18 protein-coding genes are annotated in these 16,664 nt (G+C 62.8%); 6 read left to right on the top strand and 12 right to left on the bottom strand.

Annotated elements, in window-relative coordinates:
* Window positions 1-85: 85 nt before the first annotated feature.
* Window positions 86-1,021 carry a transcriptional regulator GcvA gene (gene gcvA / locus M729_RS0125915; protein ID WP_027163312.1) on the bottom strand — a complete coding sequence of 312 codons (936 nt, stop codon included), beginning with the start codon at window positions 1,019-1,021 and terminating at the stop codon, window positions 86-88.
* Window positions 1,022-1,151: 130 nt separating this feature from the next.
* On the opposite strand from gcvA, the gene M729_RS0125910 reads away from it, so the two are divergent.
* Window positions 1,152-1,418, top strand: coding sequence for a hypothetical protein (locus tag M729_RS0125910; protein ID WP_027163311.1), 267 nt, complete (start codon window positions 1,152-1,154; stop codon window positions 1,416-1,418).
* Window positions 1,419-1,546: 128 nt separating this feature from the next.
* On the opposite strand, the gene M729_RS0125905 is transcribed toward M729_RS0125910, so the two are convergent.
* A complete protein-coding gene (locus tag M729_RS0125905) occupies window positions 1,547-2,083 on the bottom strand; it encodes a L,D-transpeptidase (protein WP_181172690.1) in 537 nt (178 codons plus the stop codon).
* A 144-nt stretch (window positions 2,084-2,227) separates the two neighbouring features.
* Here M729_RS0125905 and M729_RS0125900 point away from each other — a divergent pair, with 144 nt between their 5' ends.
* The 4 genes from M729_RS0125900 (at window position 2,228) to M729_RS1000000136625 (ending at window position 5,727) form a co-directional block, all read left to right on the top strand.
* Entirely contained in the window at window positions 2,228-2,911 is a 684-nt protein-coding gene (locus M729_RS0125900) for a response regulator transcription factor (RefSeq protein ID WP_013528898.1), read from the top strand.
* A gap of 121 nt (window positions 2,912-3,032) precedes the next feature.
* The gene (locus tag M729_RS0125895; protein ID WP_013528897.1) at window positions 3,033-3,488 is read left to right on the top strand and encodes a Crp/Fnr family transcriptional regulator; all 456 of its coding nucleotides are present in this window, start codon (window positions 3,033-3,035) and stop codon (window positions 3,486-3,488) included.
* Between the two features lie 215 nt (window positions 3,489-3,703).
* The gene (locus tag M729_RS0125890) at window positions 3,704-4,786 is read left to right on the top strand and encodes a glycosyltransferase family 9 protein (protein WP_084652723.1); all 1,083 of its coding nucleotides are present in this window, start codon (window positions 3,704-3,706) and stop codon (window positions 4,784-4,786) included.
* A gap of 266 nt (window positions 4,787-5,052) precedes the next feature.
* The gene (locus M729_RS1000000136625) at window positions 5,053-5,727 is read left to right on the top strand and encodes a hypothetical protein (protein ID WP_050596349.1); all 675 of its coding nucleotides are present in this window, start codon (window positions 5,053-5,055) and stop codon (window positions 5,725-5,727) included.
* 28 nt (window positions 5,728-5,755) lie between these two features.
* Here M729_RS1000000136625 and M729_RS0125880 read toward each other — a convergent pair whose 3' ends face one another.
* The 7 genes from M729_RS0125880 to tesB all read right to left on the bottom strand — a co-directional run bounded on the left by M729_RS0125880 (window position 5,756) and on the right by tesB (window position 13,924).
* Window positions 5,756-6,562 carry an exodeoxyribonuclease III gene (locus M729_RS0125880; protein ID WP_013528894.1) on the bottom strand — a complete coding sequence of 269 codons (807 nt, stop codon included), beginning with the start codon at window positions 6,560-6,562 and terminating at the stop codon, window positions 5,756-5,758.
* Window positions 6,563-6,734: 172 nt separating this feature from the next.
* Window positions 6,735-7,418, bottom strand: a complete 684-nt coding sequence (locus M729_RS0125875; protein WP_013528893.1) for an outer membrane lipoprotein carrier protein LolA — start codon at window positions 7,416-7,418, stop codon at window positions 6,735-6,737.
* Window positions 7,419-7,569: 151 nt separating this feature from the next.
* Entirely contained in the window at window positions 7,570-10,245 is a 2,676-nt protein-coding gene (locus M729_RS0125870; RefSeq protein ID WP_027163309.1) for a DNA translocase FtsK, read from the bottom strand.
* A 259-nt stretch (window positions 10,246-10,504) separates the two neighbouring features.
* The gene (locus M729_RS0125865) at window positions 10,505-10,780 is read right to left on the bottom strand and encodes a hypothetical protein (protein ID WP_013528891.1); all 276 of its coding nucleotides are present in this window, start codon (window positions 10,778-10,780) and stop codon (window positions 10,505-10,507) included.
* Window positions 10,781-11,105: 325 nt separating this feature from the next.
* The gene (locus M729_RS0125860) at window positions 11,106-12,287 is read right to left on the bottom strand and encodes an ammonium transporter (protein WP_224619141.1); all 1,182 of its coding nucleotides are present in this window, start codon (window positions 12,285-12,287) and stop codon (window positions 11,106-11,108) included.
* Window positions 12,288-12,492: 205 nt separating this feature from the next.
* Window positions 12,493-12,831 (bottom strand): P-II family nitrogen regulator, encoded by a 339-nt coding sequence (locus M729_RS0125855; protein ID WP_013528889.1) that lies wholly within the window; start codon window positions 12,829-12,831, stop codon window positions 12,493-12,495.
* 217 nt (window positions 12,832-13,048) lie between these two features.
* On the bottom strand, window positions 13,049-13,924 hold the full coding sequence (tesB, locus tag M729_RS0125850; RefSeq protein ID WP_013528888.1) for an acyl-CoA thioesterase II: 876 nt from the start codon (window positions 13,922-13,924) through the stop codon (window positions 13,049-13,051).
* 96 nt (window positions 13,925-14,020) lie between these two features.
* Here tesB and M729_RS0125845 point away from each other — a divergent pair, with 96 nt between their 5' ends.
* Window positions 14,021-15,280, top strand: a complete 1,260-nt coding sequence (locus M729_RS0125845; protein WP_027163307.1) for a ubiquinone biosynthesis hydroxylase — start codon at window positions 14,021-14,023, stop codon at window positions 15,278-15,280.
* A 10-nt stretch (window positions 15,281-15,290) separates the two neighbouring features.
* Here the strand turns inward: M729_RS0125845 and M729_RS0125840 are convergent, their stop codons facing one another.
* The 3 genes from M729_RS0125840 to M729_RS0125830 all read right to left on the bottom strand — a co-directional run bounded on the left by M729_RS0125840 (window position 15,291) and on the right by M729_RS0125830 (window position 16,533).
* Window positions 15,291-15,818 (bottom strand): hypothetical protein, encoded by a 528-nt coding sequence (locus M729_RS0125840; RefSeq protein WP_027163306.1) that lies wholly within the window; start codon window positions 15,816-15,818, stop codon window positions 15,291-15,293.
* 140 nt (window positions 15,819-15,958) lie between these two features.
* Entirely contained in the window at window positions 15,959-16,315 is a 357-nt protein-coding gene (locus M729_RS0125835; protein ID WP_024504997.1) for a YciI family protein, read from the bottom strand.
* Complete coding sequence (locus tag M729_RS0125830; protein ID WP_024504996.1) at window positions 16,312-16,533, bottom strand: hypothetical protein; 222 nt, start codon at window positions 16,531-16,533, stop codon at window positions 16,312-16,314. The genes M729_RS0125835 and M729_RS0125830 overlap by 4 nt, the downstream gene beginning before the upstream one ends.
* Window positions 16,534-16,664 lie beyond the last annotated feature (131 nt).

Raw genomic sequence — 16,664 nt, 5'->3', positions numbered from 1 at the left:
CTGCCCTACTGCCCTACTGCCCTACTGCCCTACTGCCCTACTGCCCTACTGCCCTACTGCCCTACTGCCCTACTGCCCTACTGCCCTACTGCCCTTTATCCGTGGTCCGCGTCTTGGCGACTTCCTCTACCATCCATTCGCGAAAGGCGACGATGCGTGGATCGTCGGCGGTATTCTCGGGATAGACCAGGAAATAGGCGAACTCGGGCGCCACCCGCAGGCCGAGTTCGAAAGGCTGCACCAGCCTGCCCTGGGAAAGGTCGTTCGCCACCATGGCGAAATCGGCGAGCGCAACGGCATTGCCGTCGAGCGCTGCCTGGACGGCATCCGTGGAATTTCCGAACACGACTGTCCGGCTGTCGTCGAAATCATTGATGCCGGCCGCCGCCATCCACATCCGCCAGTTCGGCCACGTCACGCCTTGCCGCGACCATTCGATATGCGCAAGCGTATGGTTGAAAAGATCGCGCGGCTCGCGCAGCGGCGGACCGGACGTCAAAAGGCTCGGGCTGCACACCGGAATGAGGATGTTGTCGAACAGCCGGTGGGTGCGAAGGCCCGGATATTTGCCGGCGCCAAAACGGATGCCGACATCGATGTCGTCGAGTTCGAAATCCCGCACTTCATAGGCAATGTCGAATCGCAACTCGATATCGGGGTGACGCTTGCGAAAATCGTCGACGCGTCGCATCAGCCATTTTGACGCGAACTGCGCGTCGAGCGTTACCTTCAAAAGAGCGGTGCCGCGCGTCAGCTTTTGCGCCCGCGAAACAGCCCGGCCAAGCAGGTCGAGCGCGTCCGCCGAGGCGTCGAACAGCACCGTTCCCGCCTCGGTGAGCCGGATGGTGCGGCTGGTGCGCGTGAACAGCACCAGCCCGAGCTGATCCTCGATTTCCTTGATCTGATGGCTGACGGCGGCCGGTGTCAGCCCAAGCTCGTCGGCGGCACGGGTGAAATTGAGGTGCCGGGCCGCCGCCTCCAGCGTCCTCAAGGCACGAGTCCCAGGCAGCAGACGAGCCATCCTATCCTCAAAGAAAACTTGATGATCGAGAGAAAACTACTCGTTTCCTACAGAGATTTCAATCTGGCATGATCTGTCCATCGAAACATCATCAAGCCGGATTTGATATTCGGGGAGAACGGAGCACACCATGTCCATCATCGTTTTGAATTCGTCCGCACATCGTCCGAACTGGCTGGCCGAAACCCTCGACTGGTTGCGTCACGCCCGGGTCGCGATACGCCTCCCCCGCCGCGATACTGCCTACCAGAACGTCGAGGATCTCTCCGACCGCCAACTGCGCGATATCGGCGGCGTGCGCCGTGATGTCGCTCGCGCAATGGACAAGGAGCTTGGCCAGCTGGGCCTGCTCGACATCGGTTGGCAGAGACCTGGCCGTAGGGGAATAGGGGAATAGGGGAATAGGGGAATAGGGGAATAGGGGAATAGGGGAATAGGGGAATAGGGGAATAGGGGAATAGGAAAAACTAAGGCCGCGCCGAGCTTGTCCCTACTCCCCTACTCCCCTACTCCCCTACTCCCCTACTATCTTACCACCCTCACCACCGTCCGGTCCGACAGCAGCGGCAGCAGCCGCGCCATGGTTTGCGCCGTGACAGCCACACAGCCTTGCGTCGGCGTGAAGCCGGGGCGCGCCAGATGGAAGAAGATGGCGCTGCCGCGTCCGCGCCGGCGCGGCGACAGGTTCCAGTCGAGCACCAGGCAGGCGTCGTAGAGCCTGTCGTCGCGCCGCATGCGTTCGTGGCTGGCGCCATAGGGAATCCTGACCGGCCTGTTGTAGTTGCGGTCGTCAGGCACTTCGCACCAGCCCAGATCGGGCCCGATCGGCGTCATCGCCAGCCGGGTCCTGCGGCCGCTGGAGAACTGATCCCCCCGGAAATACCCCGACAGGATCCGCATCGCGGCCAGCGGCGTGGCGCCATCGCCTTCGCGCTTGTCGGCCGAGATGCCGCCGCGCCCCAGCGCACAGGCAAACACCGTTTTCCCGGCCTGCAGCAGGCCCTGGCTTGGATGCCCAGGCCTCGCCCGCACGGTCAGCACACGCAGCCCTTTTCGCAAAATTGCGCCGGCTGCATTGCGATCGTGTTTTTTCTTGTATGATCGTGCCACGGAACAAATCACTGTGAACGGCTGTTACGCCGGTCAGCTTCCGCATAAACAGGCAGCGGTCAACTGAATTTTCTTTTCAAAACAACGGATTGATCCATGACTTCACGCACCATACTGATCGTCGACGACGATGATGACCTGCGCGGCACGCTGGTCGAGCAATTATCCCTTTACGAGGAATTCGACGTGCTGCAGGAATCGACTGCGGCAAAAGGTGTCGCCGCAGCGCGCGGCGGCCTCATCGATCTGCTCATCATGGATGTCGGGCTGCCCGACATGGATGGCCGCGAAGCGGTGAAGATCCTGCGCAAGGGCGGCTACAAGGCGCCCATCATCATGCTGACCGGTCACGACACCGATTCGGATACGATTCTTGGTCTCGAGGCCGGCGCCAACGACTATGTGACGAAGCCGTTCCGCTTCGCCGTGCTGCTGGCGCGCATTCGGGCGCAGTTGCGCCAGCATGAGCAGAGCGAGGATGCCACCTTCTCGGTCGGGCCCTATACTTTCAAGCCCAGCCAGAAACTGCTGCTCGACCCGCGCGGCGGCAAGGTGCGGCTGACGGAGAAGGAGGCCTCGATCATCAAATATCTCTATCGCGCCGACCAGAAGGTGGTGACGCGCGACGTGCTGCTCGAGGAGGTGTGGGGCTACAATTCCGGCGTCACCACGCACACGCTGGAAACCCATGTCTACCGGCTGCGCCAGAAGATCGAGCGCGATCCTTCCAATGCGGAAATTCTTGTGACAGAAAGCGGCGGCTACAAGCTGGTTCCTTAAACATTTTCATTATCCAATGAGCGGCCGGGCGGGGCCGCTTTCGGGTACGATCCAGTTGGAGGGTGGTTTGGATCGAACTCGCAGAGGAGGAGTCGGACTGTCGGTTCGGGGACATAGCTAGATGGCGCTGGATGACGACATCCGCGTTCTGTCCGCCGTGAGGCTCTTCGAGGGCTTCACGCAGGAACAACTGCGCCTGCTCGCCTTTGGCGCCGAGAACACCAGGCTGATTGCCAACCACAAGCTTTATCGCGAGGACGACGAGGCCGATTCCGCCTATATCGTTGTCAGCGGGCGCATCGTGCTCTACCGGGAGCAGAATGGTGAACGCATCCCGATTGGCACGGCAGACCCCGGCACGATCCTGAGCGAACTGGCATTGATCGCCGACACCAACCGGTTGACCAGCGCCTCGGCCGAGATCGATTCGGAAGTGATGCGCCTCAGCCGCAAGATGTTCCGCCGCATCCTGGAGGAATATCCCGAGATCGCGGTCAAGCTGCACCAGCGCATCTCGGAGGAATTTCAGGCGATGATCCGCCGCATCGAGGAACTGGCGCCGCGCTTCTCCGGCTAAATCTAGCGTACCCACGAAGCTGCTGGCTTCGCGGCCGAAGGCAGAAGCGTTTTCAACGACAGCGATGAGCTGGTCGTGGCGCACTGCGGCCATCCGGACGCCCGGATCCAGCGGCAAGGCTCCGTTGACAGGCAAGAGGTGAAATCCTAAAGCACCTCGAAGGCGGCCGGCGCAGCAGGCGCCATCACCACCAGGCTCCTGGGGGGGAGCGAGCCATGCCATCAGGGCGGTACGAGACCATTATCTTGTATTCCCGCAATGACGCGTTCGGCGACGGACTGATCCGGATTCCGGCATTGCGCGCCGCCAGAACGGCATTCCCCGATAGTTTCATCGTCTACGGAACCACCCGGTCGTCGTCCCTTGAACATAGCCTCAATCGCCATGCCCGCCATTTGGTCGATGCGATCAATGTGCGGACGCCCCTGGCGCGCCTGATCGCCGGTCACAGCAAGGGCAAGGGGCGATTGGCCGTCGTCGATTTCCGCATCTCGGCGCGTTGGCTGCTTCAAGCCTCGGCATCACTGCTCGGCCGCGGCATTGCCTATGAGGCAAACTTTCCGGCTTTCGCCCTTTCCTGGCGCCTGGGTCACAGGCCTGAAGCACGACCCGGGCACAATGCCTGGCGCTACCATCGCCTCATCGAACGCCTTGCCGGCAAGCGGCTGCCTTTCGATCATCGGCTGGAGCCTAGCCCGGCCGCACGAGCGGCGGCCAGGAGCCTTGCGGACGGCAAGCATGCTCCCTTGATCATTATCGCGGCGCATGGCAGCGCCAGCAAGCGCATGTCGGCGGATCAGGTTGCCGCAATCGCCGACAGCCTGATCGCCGGCGGGGCGAACCTTCTCTATGTGAAAACCCCCGGCGACGGTCCCGATATGGCTGAGCTGGCTCAGCGCGTGCCGAAGCTGCGGCTTGTCGATTCCGCCGCGATCGGAGGTGTCGATATCGGTGACATCTTGCTGGCGCTCGGCGAGTTTGCCGATCTCTACATCGGTGCCGAAGGCGGTACCGCACATCTCATGGCAACGGTGATGACGCCGATGGTTATCCTCAATGGCGGCGCCAACATGACCCGTTGGAGGCCGCTTTCGAACTGCGTGGACGTGATCGCGACCCGCCATGCCAGCCCGACCGGTCTGGTCGCCGATGTCCCGGCGCCGACAATCATCGAAGCGGCGCAACGGATGCTGGCGACACGCCGCCGCGACCATCCCCATCTGCCGGATCTCGCAGGCCTGTCAGCGCAGCAGCCCTGGGGCAACGACATGCGTGAAGACGTGAAGCGCGCCGTTTGAGTTCGAATTTATTTAGACGCGCTTCGAAGCGTGTTGGATTCAGGTCGGGCATTTGCAGGCCGGCCTCCCCTGAACATCGGCGCCATGGTACAATGGGTTCGGTGGAGCGAAGCGCTGCAACCGTTCGATGCTGACCACCGGCACAATGCAGGCGGAGTTCTCGGCGCGGCAGAGCTGGCAGCCATCGCACTGGATTAGGCATAGGTCAGCACTTCTTGATCTTTGATTCCAATGGAGTTCCTCTCAGTCCTCTATGAGAATAGCAAATGCCAGAGAACAGCGCGCCGAACACAAAGCATGGCGGCGAATGGACAATAGCCTGGCGCTTGGTCGTGGTGGCGGCGGCGGCGATTAACGTTGCGATGCTCTTGGCCGCGCTGTTCGTCGCGCAAATTCGTGGTCTGGACGCGTGGATCTTTTATCGAGATCCATCCGCAGCCGCCGGAGTCGGTTTCTATACGGGGTGGATTTCGTCCCTGGGTGCTTCGCTATGGATCGGCTCCGGCGCCGCGACCCTGTTTGCTGGCCTGCTCACGCGCCGATGGGATTGCACGTTTCTCGGCGGCCTTACCCTCCTCCTGGGCCTCGATGACCTGTTGTTGATCCATGAGGACGTGCTGCCCATTGTTGGGATACCAGAGATCGTTCCGATGATTGCCTACGCCGCCGCCGGGTTGTTCTGGTTCTTCCGGCTGCGACGAAAAACATTCGACGGCACGATCATCTTTGTGGCCGCAGGTTTCCTGCTGGCGATGTCAGCATCGATCGACCAGCTCGGAGAGCTGTTTCCTACCCCCGGTTCTGCGGCCGCCATCGCCGAGGACGTCGTCAAAGAGCTTGGCATCTTCCTTTGGGCGGCAGGTGCCGTTGGGTACGCGGCGATGGTGACACGATTGGGCCGTCCGTGGGTGGATCCAGCCGGTCCCAACTCTACAGACTGACTGCCGCACGCGGGCATTTTCGACCAGACTAGTCCAGATCGAACCGCGCGATGACAGGCACATGGTCCGACGGGCGCTCCCAGCCGCGCGCCAGACGCAGGATCTCGTAGCCGGAAAAGCTGGGCACAAGGTTCGGCGACGACCAGACGTGGTCGAGGCGGCGGCCGCGATTGGACAGCTCCCAATCCTGCGCACGATAGCTCCACCAGGTGTAGAGCTTCTGCTCATCCGGCACGTTGAGTCGCATCAGGTCGACCCAGTTGCCGGCGCGACGCATCGCCTCGAAATTTTCCGTCTCGACCGGCGTGTGGCTGACCACGTTGAGCAATTGCTTGTGCGACCAGACGTCATGTTCGAGCGGGGCGATGTTGAGGTCGCCGACCAGCACCGAGCCGGACACCTCGTCATGTTCTGCCCGGATGGCATTCATCTCGGCAACGAAATCGAGCTTGTGCTTGAACTTCCTGTTGATGACGGGATCCGGTTCGTCGCCGCCCGCCGGGACGTAGAAATTATGCAGCAGGATCGCCTTGCCGCCGGCCCGCACCGTCACCGAGAGGTGCCGGCTGTCCTCGATTTCGCAAAAGCGTCGCTTTTCGACCAATTCGATCGGCCGCCGCGCCACGGTTGCTACGCCGTGGTAGCCCTTCTGGCCATGGAAGGCGATGTGCTCGTAGCCGAGCTTGCGGAAAGCCTTCTCGGGGAACAGTTCGTCGGGAACCTTGGTTTCCTGCAGGCACAGCACGTCGGGCGCATGCTCGACGAGCAGGCGCTCGACGATCGGCATGCGAAGGCGAACGGAGTTGATGTTCCAGGTGGCGATGGAGAAGGGCATTTGGCAATCCAGGACAGCGTGCAACCGGCCAGAACCGATGGGTCCCGGCGGGGAAGACGCCTTTTGACGGAGTCGGTCCGGGAAATTGCCAGCCGCAAGCCGCAAAGACAAGCCGGGCAACGCTCGACGAAGCGCGGCCCGGTGCTTTCCACAGCTATTGGAGCGTTTGAAGCTAGCGCGCCTTGTTGGTGTTGAGCTCGCGGTTCGCCGTGTAGTCGATGGCGAAAGTATCCGGCGCGAAGCTGACGCCTTCCTTGGTGTTGAAGATCATCACCGTCGTATCCTTGCCCTGCGCGTCGGTGATCGTCCACTGCCGCAAGTCGAAGGTTTTCGGATCGAACATCATGGTGATCTTCGAATTGCCGAACACCGATTTGTCGGCGAGCTGGATGGTTGTGAGGTCGTCCTCCTGCTTGACACTTTTGACGCGGTCGCCGGAGAGGTCGATCCTGTTGTCGAGCAGCAGCTTCAAGGGTGTCTTCGACAGCGGATAGAGATCGGACGTGTTGAGCCTCTTGTTCAGGATGACCACCGACTGGCCGTCTGAAATCACCCGGAAGTTCGAAGAGCCGTCGTAGTTGAAGCGGATCTTGCCTGGCCGTTCGAGGAAGAACTTGCCGCCGGTCTGCTCGCCCTTGGGGCCGAACTGCACGAATTCGCCGCTCATCGATTTGACCGAGGAAAAGTGGTCGGCGATCTTCTGCGCAGCGGCCGGCACAGCCGCCTGCGCCGAGGCCAGCAGCTGGAAGCCGGGCACCGCGTTGAAGGCTGCCGCCCCTGCAAACGCCAGGCCGAGGCCCAGCAACTGACGCCGGGAGGGAGCAAATGTGCTGAGCTCTGAAAGATCGTTTTTCATGTCGGTCACTCTCGTCTGATTCCTGAGTTGTTCTGTGCTTGGACCCCCAGTTGGGCTGAAATTTGGCGGGTCGGGCGTCCCTCCGTCGCTTCAACGCCTTGAAAGGTTCAAGGTTGCCGGACCGGGATGTCGCAAGGGTCAGGCTTTCTGGTCAGAACTTGTCCTCTTCGGTCGGCACCAGGATCTCGCGCTTGCCGGCATGGTTGGCCGGGCCGACGATACCTTCCTTCTCCATCTTCTCGATGATCGAGGCAGCGCGGTTATAGCCGATGCCCAGCCGGCGCTGGATATAGCTGGTCGAGGCCTTGCCATCGCGCAGCACCACGGAGACCGCCTGATCGTAAGGATCGTCGGAATCCTCGAAATTGCTGTTGCCGCCACCGCCGCTCGCTCCACCCTTGCCTGACGGCTCGTCGTCATCCTCGCCATCATCCTCGGTGATGGCGTCGAGATACTCCGGCACGCCCTGCAGCTTCAGATGCGCGACGATCTTCTCGACCTCTTCATCGGCGACGAACGGGCCGTGCACGCGCTGGATACGGCCGCCGCCGGCCATGTAGAGCATGTCGCCCATGCCGAGCAGCTGCTCGGCGCCCTGCTCGCCCAGAATGGTGCGGCTGTCGATCTTCGACGTCACCTGGAAGGAGATGCGGGTCGGGAAATTGGCCTTGATGGTGCCGGTGATGACGTCGACCGACGGCCGCTGCGTTGCCATGATGACATGGATGCCGGCGGCGCGCGCCATCTGAGCCAGGCGCTGCACGGCACCTTCGATGTCCTTGCCGGCGACCATCATCAGGTCGGCCATCTCGTCGATGATGACGACGATATAGGGCATCGGCTCGAGATCGAGGTTCTCGGTCTCGTAGATCGCCTCGCCGGTCTGGCGGTCGAAGCCGGTCTGAACGGTGCGCGAGATCTTCTCACCCTTCTTGTCCGCCTGGCTGACGCGGGCGTTGAAGCCGTCGATGTTGCGCACGCCGACCTTGGACATCTTGCGGTAGCGGTCCTCCATCTCGCGCACGGTCCATTTCAGCGCCACCACCGCCTTCTTCGGATCGGTGACGACGGGCGTCAGCAGATGCGGGATGCCGTCATAGACCGAGAGTTCCAGCATCTTCGGATCGATCATGATCAGCCGGCAATCCTGCGGCGTCAGCCGGTAGAGCAGCGACAGGATCATGGTGTTGATGGCGACCGACTTGCCCGAGCCGGTGGTGCCGGCGACCAGCACGTGCGGCATCTTGGCGATGTCGACGATGACCGCCTCGCCATTGATGGTCTTGCCCAGCGCCAGTGCCAGCTTGGCCTTCGTCGTCTCGAAGTCGCGGCTGGCCAGGATCTCCCTGAGATAGACGGTTTCGCGCTTGGCGTTCGGCAGTTCGATGCCGATGGCGTTGCGGCCGGGCACCACCGCGACGCGGCAGGCGATGGCGCTCATCGAGCGGGCGATGTCGTCGGACAGGCCGATGACGCGCGACGATTTGATGCCGGGCGCCGGTTCGAGCTCATAGAGCGTGACGACCGGACCCGGACGGACGGCGATGATCTCGCCCTTGACGCCGAAATCCTCCAGCACGCCTTCGAGCAGGCGCGCATTCTGTTCCAGCGCGTCCTTGGACAGGCTGGCGTCGCGCACCACGTTCTTCGGCTCGGAGAGGAAGTGCAGCGACGGCATTTCAAATTTTTCAGAGCCGATCAGCGATGTCTGCGCCTCGCGCTGCACACGGGCGCCTGGCACGGGGCGCGCCGCCGGCGCCTCGACGCGCGTGGCGGCATCGGAACGGAACGGCTGTACCTTGGCGGTCGGCGCGCCTCGGCGTTGCACGACAGGCTCATCGTCGAAATCGGCATCCTCGCCCGCATTGTCGAAGCGGTCGTCGAAGATATCGGCATCGTCGGGGTCGAGCGAGGCGCTGCGGTCGTTGACCATGGCGGCGAAGAATTCCGGCTCGACGCGGGCGCGGCCATCCTGGCTCATCCGCTGCTCGGCGAACTCGGCCGATTCGACCCGTTCGGCGGCGCGGCGCCAGGCGGTGGAGCGCTGCTCCATCTCCGGCTCGTACTCGTCCCGCTCCTGCCTGCGGCGCACGGCGCGGCGATGCATCCACGCGCGCAGCGACAGCCACCAATGGGTGATGGCGCCGAGCGCCAGGATGCCCTCGTCGCCTTCGTCCTCGTCATTGTCGAACAAAAGGTCGTCCTCGCGCGGATCGACGGCGGGCTCGTCCTCCATCACCGCAAAGCCGTTCTTGCGTCCGATCAGCGCCGAGCCATGGGCAAAGAGCCACAGTGCGGGCACCGAAAGCAGGATGGCGATGATGCTGGCGATCAGCCCGGTCGGATAGCCGCCGATGACGACACCGGGGATCTTCAGCACCATGTCGCCGAACACGCCGCCGAGGCCGGTGGGCAGCGGCCAGGTCTTGGGCGGCACCACGCAGCCGACCATCGCAGCGGCCAGCAGCGCGAAGCCGAACCAGGACAACCCGCGCTTGGGCAGCCTGTCGACGCCGCGCGCGGAAAACAGCAGGAAGCCCCAGATGACCGTCGGAACCAGGGCGGCGACGGCGGCGAGGCCGAAGAACTGCATGGCGAGGTCGGAGAACACGGCACCCGCATAGCCCATGGCGTTGGTGACGGTGTTGTTCGTCGCGTGGGAAAAACTCGGATCGGCGACATTCCAGGTGGCAAGGCTGGCAACGCCAAAGGCGGCCAGCGCGAACAGGCCGACGCCAACCAGCCGCCCGACCTGACGCCGCGCGAACGCCTGGATGCCGTGCCCCGTATCGGCCAGCGCGAGCGGTGCTGAAGCCCCTGAACGCATGCTCTTCCCCGTCTGTCGTGGACTCGCCGGATGCGTGGCGCACTCCGGCAGATTCGGGTCTCAGACTATCGGTGGGAAGGTTAAGGGCGCATTAACTATAAGAGGTTGAGACGCTCAAACCTCATTACCGCCGGTTGAGCCGTATGAGGCAAGGATGGACGACGGACCGATGGAGCTCCATCGAACGAAACAATGGCGGGCTGCCGGCCCGCCATTGGTCGTCTGAACGGAGATCGGGTCTCGGCCCGATCGCGGCAAATCAGTTGGCGCCGCCGAGCGCCTGCACATTGGCGCAGAATTCCGCATGCGGCTTGCTCATCGCCGCATCCTGGCATTCCTTCTTCATCGCTTCCTGCTTTTCCATCGGCATGGCCATGAAAGCTGTCTTGAAGTCCGCCATCGGCTTCATGGTTTTCATGCCGGAATCCGTGAAGAACGGCGCCATGTTGTCGGGCTCGTCCAGAGCACCGGCAAACGCCACGCCGCCGATCATGGAAAGAGCAAGCGCTCCGAGACAGATGTTCTTGAGGTTCATGAGATGGTTTCCTTCCCTGTTGTTTGGCACGAGCGTCAGAACGACGATCGTCCCCACGGTTCGGAACCAGAGCGGTCGTTGTTTCCTCAAAAAACATGATCACGCGAACGTGATTGCGTGAAGCCGGGCATTGCCGGAATGGCTTGCCAAAAAAAGAGGCCCGGATGCGATCCGGGCCTCAATGCGTGAACTCCTTTCGGGAGCGTCACGACGGGATCTTTCAAAGCAATTCCAGGAGAACTGTGCAGCGCTTTCCATTCGGAATTGCGTGGAGATATGGGGCCGGCGGGAGGAGGGTTCCGCCGGCCCCTTGGCTAAGCTGGCCTTACGGCACCACTTCGCCATGCTGGGAGATGTCGAGGCCTTCGACCTCTTCCTGGGTCGTCGGGCGCAGGCCGACAAGCGCCTTGACGATGTAGAGGAGCACGAAGGTGGCAATGCCGGTCCACACGATGGTGACGGCAACGCCGTAGATCTGCTTGCCGAGCGAAGCACCTGCGCCGAGGCTGTTGATCGCCGGGTCGGCGAGCACGCCGGTGAGCAGAGCGCCGACCACACCGCCGACGCCATGCACGCCGAAGGCGTCGAGCGAGTCGTCATAGCCGAACATGTGCTTGACCTTGACCGCCGAGAGGTAGCAGACGACGCCTGCGACGATGCCGACGATGAAGGCACCGGTCGGGTTGACGAAGCCGGAAGCCGGCGTCACCGCGACGAGGCCGGCAACCGCACCCGAGATGATGCCGAGCACGGAAGGCTTCTTGGCGACGATCCATTCGGCGAACATCCAGGCCAGTGCCGCCGCCGCGGTGGCAACCTGGGTGTTGAGCATGGCAGCGCCGGCAAGACCGTCGGCTGCCAGTTCCGAACCGGCGTTGAAGCCGAACCAGCCAACCCACAGCAGCGAAGCGCCGATCACCGAATAGACCAGGTTGTGCGGCGCCATGTTGGTGGTGCCATAGCCTTCGCGCTTGCCGAGAACCAGCGCACAGACCAGACCGGCGACACCGGCATTGATGTGAACGACCGTACCGCCGGCAAAGTCGAGCACGCCCGCCGATCCGAGGAAGCCGCCACCCCAGACCCAATGCGCGATCGGCACGTAGACGACCAGCAGCCACAACGCCATGAAGATCAGCAGCGCCGAGAACTTCATGCGTTCGGCGAAGGCGCCGGCAATGAGCGCCGGCGTGATGATGGCGAACGTCATCTGGAACATCGAGAACACGAATTCAGGAATGTTGGCGACGCCCGGCAGCCACAGCGAGGCCGTGGTGATGCCGTGATGGAAGAACTTCGAGGTGCCGCCGATATAGCTGTTCACGCCGCCGCCGTCCGAGAAGGCCAGCGAATAGCCGAACATGAACCACAGCACCGTCACCAGGCAGGTGATGGCGAAGCTCTGCATGACGGTGGCGAGCACGTTCTTCTTGCGCACCATGCCGCCGTAGAACAGCGCAAGGCCCGGAATGGTCATCATCAGCACCAGCGCCGTCGAGGTCAGCATCCAGGCGGTGTTGCCGGTGTCGAGCACCGGGGTCGGGGCAGCAGCCGGCGCGGCCGCGGCTGCGGCCGGTGCCGCTTCCTGTGCGAAGGCGGCGACCGTGCCCAATGCTGCGAGAGTAAGCGAACCCAAAAGGGCAGCTCGTCCCGTCGTCTTCAAGGTGGAAGGAATATTCATTGAACTCTCCATTGGAATACGTGATCGCCGCTCAGAGCGCGTCGGTGTCTGTTTCGCCGGTGCGGATGCGCACCGCCTGATCGATGCCGAAAACGAAGATCTTGCCGTCGCCGATCTGGCCGGTCTTGGCGGCTGCGGTGATGGCTTCGACGGCCTTGTCGACCATGTCGGCACTGACCGCGACTTCGATCTTGATCTTCGGCAGGAAGCTGACCGCGTATTCCGCCCCGCGATAGATCTCCGTATGCCCTTTCTGACGCCCGTAGCCTTTGACTTCGGTGACGGTCAGGCCCTGGATGCCGACGGCGGTGAGCGCTTCGCGTACCTCGTCGAGCTTGAACGGCTTGATGATTGCCATCACGATTTTCATAAGGTTTCACCCTTTGCTGTTGCGGTCCCCCGCGTTTGCACACCTTCACCGATCCCAAAGAGCCGGAGAGTGCCCACAAGGATTCAAGCTCCGTGCCAAGTGCCGAAGCAGAGTGTTAAGCCACTGTAAACAAAGAGATTAGGGAGTGCGCCGACGCAACCTGCCCACAGCTGCGGCGATACGTCTGATTAAAAATTAGGCAAATTCTGAAAAATGCCTACTCTGCAGGCGACCGCTTGAGCCGGATCAGCCCTTCCTGCGCAACCGAGGCAATCAGCGTACCGTCGCGGGCAAACAGCGAGCCGCGTGTAAAGCCGCGCGAGCCCTGCGTCGACGGGCTGTCCTGCGTGTAGAGCATCCAGTCGTCGAGCGCATGGCTGCGGTGGAACCACATGGCGTGGTCGAGGCTCGCCGCCTGGATATCGCGATCGAAAATGGCGCGGCCATGCGCGAAGGTCGATGTGTCGAGCAGCGTCATGTCGGAGAGATAGGCGAGCACCGCTGCCTGGATGGCGCGGTCCGCCGGCACCGGACCGGTGGTGCGGATCCAGATGTTCTGCTTTGGCTCCAGCTTTTCGCGGCTGGTGTAATGCTTCAGCATCACCGGCTTCATCTCGATCGGCCGGTCGCGCTCCCAGTAGCGTTTGATGCCATCGGGCACCGCCTCGCCGAATTTGCCCAGCAATTCGCGTTGCGACAGCAATGTGTCCGGCCCCGGAACGTCCTGCGGCATCGGCACCTGGTGCTCCAGGCCGACCTCATCCTGCTGGAACGAGGCTTCGAGCGAAAAGATCGCCTGGCCGTGCTGGACCGCCACCACGCGCCGCGTGGTGAAGGAGCCGCCGTCGCGAATGCGGTCGACCTCGTAGACGATCGGCACCTTGGTGTCGCCGGGCCGCATGAAATAGCCGTGCAGCGAATGCACGTACCGATCGGGATCCACTGTCCGCTGCGCCGCCACCAGCGCCTGGGCGATGGTCTGGCCGCCGAACACGCGCTGCCAGTCGAGCAGCGGGCTGCGACCACGATACAGATTGTGTTCCAGCTTCTCGAGGTCGAGAATGCCGAGAAGCTCGTCCATGGCTGCCGTCATATTTCGCGCCCTCGCCGCAGAAGTGTTATGGCGGTTTCCGACAGGACGGACAGGCAGTCAAGGGCGCAAGACCCGGCCGGCGCAGGAGCGAAGATGATGGAACGCAAGGCGGACACGAAAAACAGATCCGGGCTCGATGTCCTGGTCGCCGGCGCCGGCTATGTCGGCCTGGCCGCCGCCGTATCGCTGAAACAGGCGCGACCGGGCCTCGCCATCGCTCTCGTCGATGCGGCACCTGCTGGCGCCTGGCAAAGGGATGGCCGCGCCTCGGCCATTGCCGCTGCCGCCTGTCGCATGCTCGACCAGCTCGGCGTGTGGGCCGAGATCGCACCCCAGGCGCAGGCGATCACTGAGATGATCATCACCGATTCGCGCACCGCCGATCCGGTGCGTCCGGTCTTCCTGACCTTCGGCGGCGAAGTGGCGCCGGGCGAGCCCTTTGCGCATATGGTCGCCAACAAGGTGCTGAACGGCGCCTTGCGGGCCAGCGCCGAAAGGCTCGGCATCGATATCATCGAAGGCGTCGCGGTGCAGGGCTTCGAGACCAACGGCAGTGGCATCACCGTGCATCTCGCCGACGGCGCGGCGCTGAAGGCGCGGCTGCTGGTCGCCGCCGACGGCGTCAACTCGAAGCTGCGCGACATGGCCGGCATCAAGACGGTGAAGTGGGAATATGGCCAGTCCGGCATCGTCTGCACGGTAGCGCATGAACGCCCGCACAATGGTCGCGCCGAAGAGCATTTCCTGCCGGCCGGGCCTTTCGCCACATTGCCGCTCAAACCCGGCGAGGACGGCACCAACCGCTCGTCGATCGTCTGGGTCGAGCGTACGCCCGATGCCGAGAAGCTGGTGGCCGGTGACGATCTCCTGTTCGAACACGAACTCGAGCAGCGTTTTGGCCTGAAGCTTGGCGAGATCCGCGTTACCGATGCGCCGCGCGCCTGGCCGCTCGGCTTGACCATTGCGCGTGCCTTCGTCGCGCCCCGCATCGCACTCGCCGGCGATGCCGCCCACGGCATCCACCCGATCGCCGGCCAGGGCCTCAATCTCGGCTTCAAGGATGTCGCAGCCCTTGCCGAGGTGATCGTCGAGGCCGACCGGCTCGGCCAGGACATCGGCGCGCTCGACGTCCTCGAACGCTACCAGCAGTGGCGCCGCTTCGACACGGTGCAGATGGGCATCACCACGGACGCGCTGAACCGGCTGTTTTCCAACGATATCGGCCCGTTGCGAACCGTCCGCGACATCGGCCTCGGCCTTGTCGAACGCATGCCGCGCCTGAAGGACTTTTTTATCCGCCAGGCGTCGGGGTTGTCCGCCAGCACGCCGCGATTGTTGAAGGGCGAGGCGATCTGAGCGTTATCGCTCAGTTGACCTCGAAACCCAGCTTCTGCCGCAGCCGCAATATCCTCTGGTCGGATATTTCGAGGCGTTTTTCGCCGCCCTGGGCGGCGCGGTTGACCATTTGCAGCAGATCGTTTCGCTCGGCGACATCGAGGCGTTCGCGCAGGAACGGCGCCAGCTTGTCGATGACGACGGTGGTGTCGTCGACCTGCGCCGCCGCCCATTTGGCGTAGATCACCGCCTCGTCGGTCTTCTTCTTGTCGGCGATCTCGGAAATCACCGCGCGGATGACAGCCTCGCGCTGCGGCAGGATGGGCCCATCCTCGGAGACGATTGATGTGATCAGCGTAGCCGCCGCTACGACCGGATCATCGATCGCCGTCAGAGGCGACAGAGCCGCCTGCTTGCGCAGCTTCTTGCGATGGATGTTGCCCTGCACGCGCCCGACAACGTCCGCAACCTCGCGAGCCGCGTCGTTCATCGCCTTCATCCGGTACCACCAGAACGCCGCCGCGCCCATCACGCCAAGGATAGCAATCAGGAAAGGCATGTCGAAATCCCCAAGAACCCCGGCGACGATAGGAGAACTCTCGCCTTGCTTCAACACGCAAAAGTTGCGCACCAAATGAACCGGGACGATCGTTCAATCGAACGCCTTGGTTTCCGCGTGGCTGTAGCACATGGCGGGGGCTATGACCCCGGCACATTGTAGATCGCCCGCACCTCGATGGTGCCGATTTCGGCCAGCGGGATCTCGCCGGCGATCTCCAGCGCCTGGTCGAGATTGTCGGCCTCGATCATGACGAAGCCAAGCAACTGCTCCTTGGTTTCGGCGAACGGGCCGTCGGTGATCAGCCGCTTGCCCTGGCGTCGCCGCACCGTCTTCGACGTCTTCACCGATTGCAGCGCCTGCGCGACGATCAGCACCCCACGCTGATCCAATGACCGGTCATGAGCCATCGAATCGGCATCGAGCTTGGCCAGACGCTCCGGCGTCATGGCATGGAGGTCGTTTTCCTCGCCATAGACCAGACAGACATATTTCATTTCCAGCTCCCTTGCTGTGACGAACCATAGGCGATCACGGTATCGGTTGAGTTCTTGCCGGCAGCGACATGGTCGAGAAGGCTGACCGCAATGCCGATGATTGCAACTGCCGCAAGCAGCCGGCCGAAGCCGGAGGGCGGCACATGCAGCGGGTCGCTTTTCCCTGGATCGGCCGTTCGGCAGGTGCTTGTCCAATGGGCAGAAAACAGATTGTTCATGCGAACCTCCATCCGCCACGAGAATCCGTGGCCGCCCGCAGGACGGTCGGGGCCGATGCAAGTCGACATTCTTGCACGCACATTTTTTCAAAAAAATTCGGTGCGGCTCGCAGGTGCTGCGTGCGCGCGCA

This window comes from Mesorhizobium sp. WSM1293 (assembly GCF_000513875.1).
In the GTDB taxonomy this organism is placed as follows: Bacteria; Pseudomonadota; Alphaproteobacteria; order Rhizobiales; family Rhizobiaceae; genus Mesorhizobium; species Mesorhizobium ciceri.
The sequence above is the reverse complement of the archived record's forward strand: the minus strand, read 5'-3'. Positions and strand labels throughout refer to the sequence as shown.